The organism is Thermosynechococcus sp. OHK43, from assembly GCF_014466085.1.
In the GTDB taxonomy this organism is placed as follows: domain Bacteria; phylum Cyanobacteriota; class Cyanobacteriia; order Thermosynechococcales; family Thermosynechococcaceae; genus Thermosynechococcus.
On the sequence record NZ_JACOMP010000148.1, the window covers coordinates 1 to 3,036 of the forward strand.

Annotated in this window: 2 protein-coding genes and 1 pseudogene; 1 reads left to right on the forward strand and 2 read right to left on the reverse strand. The window is 53.0% G+C overall.

The window, feature by feature from the left end; genetic code table 11:
* Positions 1–2,275: phosphoenolpyruvate synthase (gene ppsA / locus H8Q75_RS06280; RefSeq protein ID WP_297040927.1), on the reverse strand; the 2,275-nt coding region annotated here is incomplete at its 3' end.
* A gap of 27 nt (positions 2,276–2,302) precedes the next feature.
* Here ppsA and H8Q75_RS06285 point away from each other — a divergent pair.
* Entirely contained in the window at positions 2,303–2,509 is a 207-nt protein-coding gene (locus tag H8Q75_RS06285; RefSeq protein ID WP_297040928.1) for a hypothetical protein, read from the forward strand.
* Positions 2,510–2,623: 114 nt separating this feature from the next.
* Here H8Q75_RS06285 and H8Q75_RS06290 read toward each other — a convergent pair.
* Positions 2,624–3,036 (reverse strand): annotated as a pseudogene (locus H8Q75_RS06290) (gamma-glutamyl-phosphate reductase); the annotation flags it as partial.

Here is a 3,036-nt window from a genome sequence, read left to right on the forward strand (position 1 = left end):
CGGTTTGAATGGCTTGCGCCACCATGCGTTTGACCGCCTCATTGCGTTCATCAAACAAGTGCGCCACCAAGGCCGAATCGCGATCCAAGCCAAGGGTGAGTTGAGTGAGGTCATTTGAGCCAATGGAGAAGCCATCAAAGACCTCAGCAAAGGCATCCGCCAACACCACGTTACTGGGGAGTTCACACATCACATAGACTTGCAGACCATTTTCCCCCTGCTTCAGCCCCTGTTTAGCCATCTCTGCCAGCACCCGCCGCCCTTCATCTGGGGTGCGACAGAAGGGAATCATCAGGATGACGTTCGTCAGACCCATTTCATCGCGGACTTTCTTCATGGCGCGGCATTCCAGGGCAAAGCCTTCGGCATAGTTGGGGTCGTAGTAACGGGAAGCCCCCCGCCAACCAATCATCGGGTTTTCTTCATGGGGTTCAAACTGGCGACCACCCAAGAGGTTGGCATACTCATTACTCTTGAAGTCGGACATGCGCACCACGACGGGCTTGGGATAAAAGGCGGCGGCGATCGCCCCAATGCCCTGGGCTAACTTATCAACGAAGTATTCCGCCTTATCGCTGTAGTTTTGGGTTAGCTCAGCAATTTGCCGCTTTGCTGCCTCATCCTTCAGTTCATCGTAGTGCAGCAGCGCCAAAGGATGAGCCTGAATGTGGTTGGCAATGATAAACTCCATGCGTGCCAGGCCAACGCCATCATTGGGAATCGCCGCCAAACTAAAGGCCTCCTCAGGGTTGCCCACGTTCATCAGGATTTGGGTGCGGGTACGCGGCAGATTTTCGAGAGCCACTTCCTGCACGTGGAAGGGCAGCAGTCCCTGATAGACATGCCCCTCTTCCCCTTCTGCACAGGAGACCGTCACTGCTGCACCATTGGGGATTGTTTCTGTGGCATCACCACAACCAACAATGGCAGGAATCCCCAGCTCGCGGGCAATGATTGCCGCATGGCAAGTGCGTCCCCCCTGATCAGTGACAATGGCACTGGCTTTTTTCATAATTGGCTCCCAGTCGGGATCTGTGCGGTGGGTCACCAGCACTTCCCCCGCCTGGAACTGATCGATATTCCTGACGTTCAAAATGACACGGGCCCGGCCTTGGCCAATCATTTCACCGATCGCCCGCCCTGTAGCGAGGAGCGTCCCTTTTTCTTCGAGATGATAGGTGCGCAGGATATTCCTGGCTTTTTGGGATTGGACGGTTTCGGGGCGGGCTTGGACAATAAAGAGTTCACCCGTAATGCCATCTTTTGCCCACTCAATGTCCATGGGTGTATAAGTACCCCGCAGGGCAGAGTAGTGCTCCTCAATGAGGCAGGCCCAGCGACCTAGGGTGAGGATTTCCTCATCGGTCAGGGCAAATTGTTTCCGCAGCGTCTCAGGTACCGGTTCATTGCGGGTCAGCTTCGTTCCACCGAGGTCATAGACCATGCGAATTTCTTTGGTGCCGAGGGCTTTTTTCAAGATGGGTTTATAGCCCGCCTTCAAAGTTGGCTTGAAAACTAAGTATTCATCGGGGTTGACGGCACCCTGAACAACATTTTCACCCAGGCCATAGGCGGCAGTAATGAGAGCCGTGTCCTTAAAGCCCGTTTCTGTATCAATCGAGAACATCACGCCAGAGCAGGCCAAGTCGGAGCGCACCATTTTTTGCACTCCCACTGACAACGCCACATTGAAGTGGTCAAAGCCCTTGATCTGGCGGTAGGAGATTGCCCGATCCGTAAAGAGCGACGCAAAGCAGCGATGACAGGCATCGAGAACCCCCTTGAGGCCATGGACATTGAGGTAGGTTTCCTGCTGACCTGCAAAGCTAGCATCGGGCAAATCTTCAGCGGTAGCACTGGAGCGAACCGCCACATCCGTATTCGGACCATAGCGATCGCACATTTTTTGGTAGGCGGCAGCAATCGCATCCGTCAATTCTGGGGGAAACGGAGTATGCAAAATCAGTGAGCGAATCGCCTGACCCACGCGGTGGAGTTCTGTGACATCTTCGACATCCAGGCCTTCAAGGAGCCGCCGCAGTTGTGTCTCAAGATTCCCCGCTTGAATAAAGTAACGATAGGCATAGGCGGTTGTGGCAAAACCATCGGGGACATTAATACCTTTGGGAGTGAGTTGTTGGAGCATTTCCCCCAAGGAAGAGTTTTTGCCCCCCACCAGTGGTAGGTCTTTGCAGCTCAAGGAGTTCAGTTCTAAAACAAATGCTGTTTCCCGATTTGTTATTTCACGGGTTGGTCTAGGAATGGATTGAGTCATTGTTATGCTCCTAAACATTCAGTTTTATTGACTTTGCCGTTTGCTGTCCCTGTGGGGATGCAACAGCAGTGTTTGAGCCATGAACATCTTGCGGTTTTTGGCTCCCTTTGTTATCACGAATCTGTCAGTTACCTAGCGGCACGCAATTCCCAAGTCTTAATCAGCCGTTGGCAAAGAGAGGCTGCTCAGACACTGAGTAAAGTACGCACTACATGGCTAACAGCGACTTGGTAGAGAACATTTGCAGAGGTTGCCATCTGCACGGTAGCTAAATCACTCTTGCCCTATACCTCTATTCTGAAACAGAAAAATTGGCTTTGTCTGTGGCTTAACAATCCCTTAAATTCGTTAGGAGTCCAAATCGCGATGGCTAAAGGGCTTGGCATTGGCACCGCTATAGGTTGCCACAATGTGGCCATTCCCCACTAGTTGATATTTGTAGGTCACTAATCCCTCTAGCCCCACAGGTCCTCGCGGCGGTAATTTGTGGGTACTGATACCGACTTCGGCACCAAAGCCGTAGCGGAAGCCATCGGCAAAGCGGGTGGAACAATTGTGAAAGACACCAGCAGCATCCACTTCTTGGAGAAAACGAGCGGCGGTGGCGGCATCCTCAGTCACAATGGCTTCCGTGTGACCGGAGCCGTAGGTGGCAATGTGATCCAGGGCGGCATCGAGATCGGGCACGACTTTGATGGCGAGGATCAAATCGCAGTATTCTGTGGCCCAGTCGGCTTCAGTGGCAGGGGTCATGGGTACGA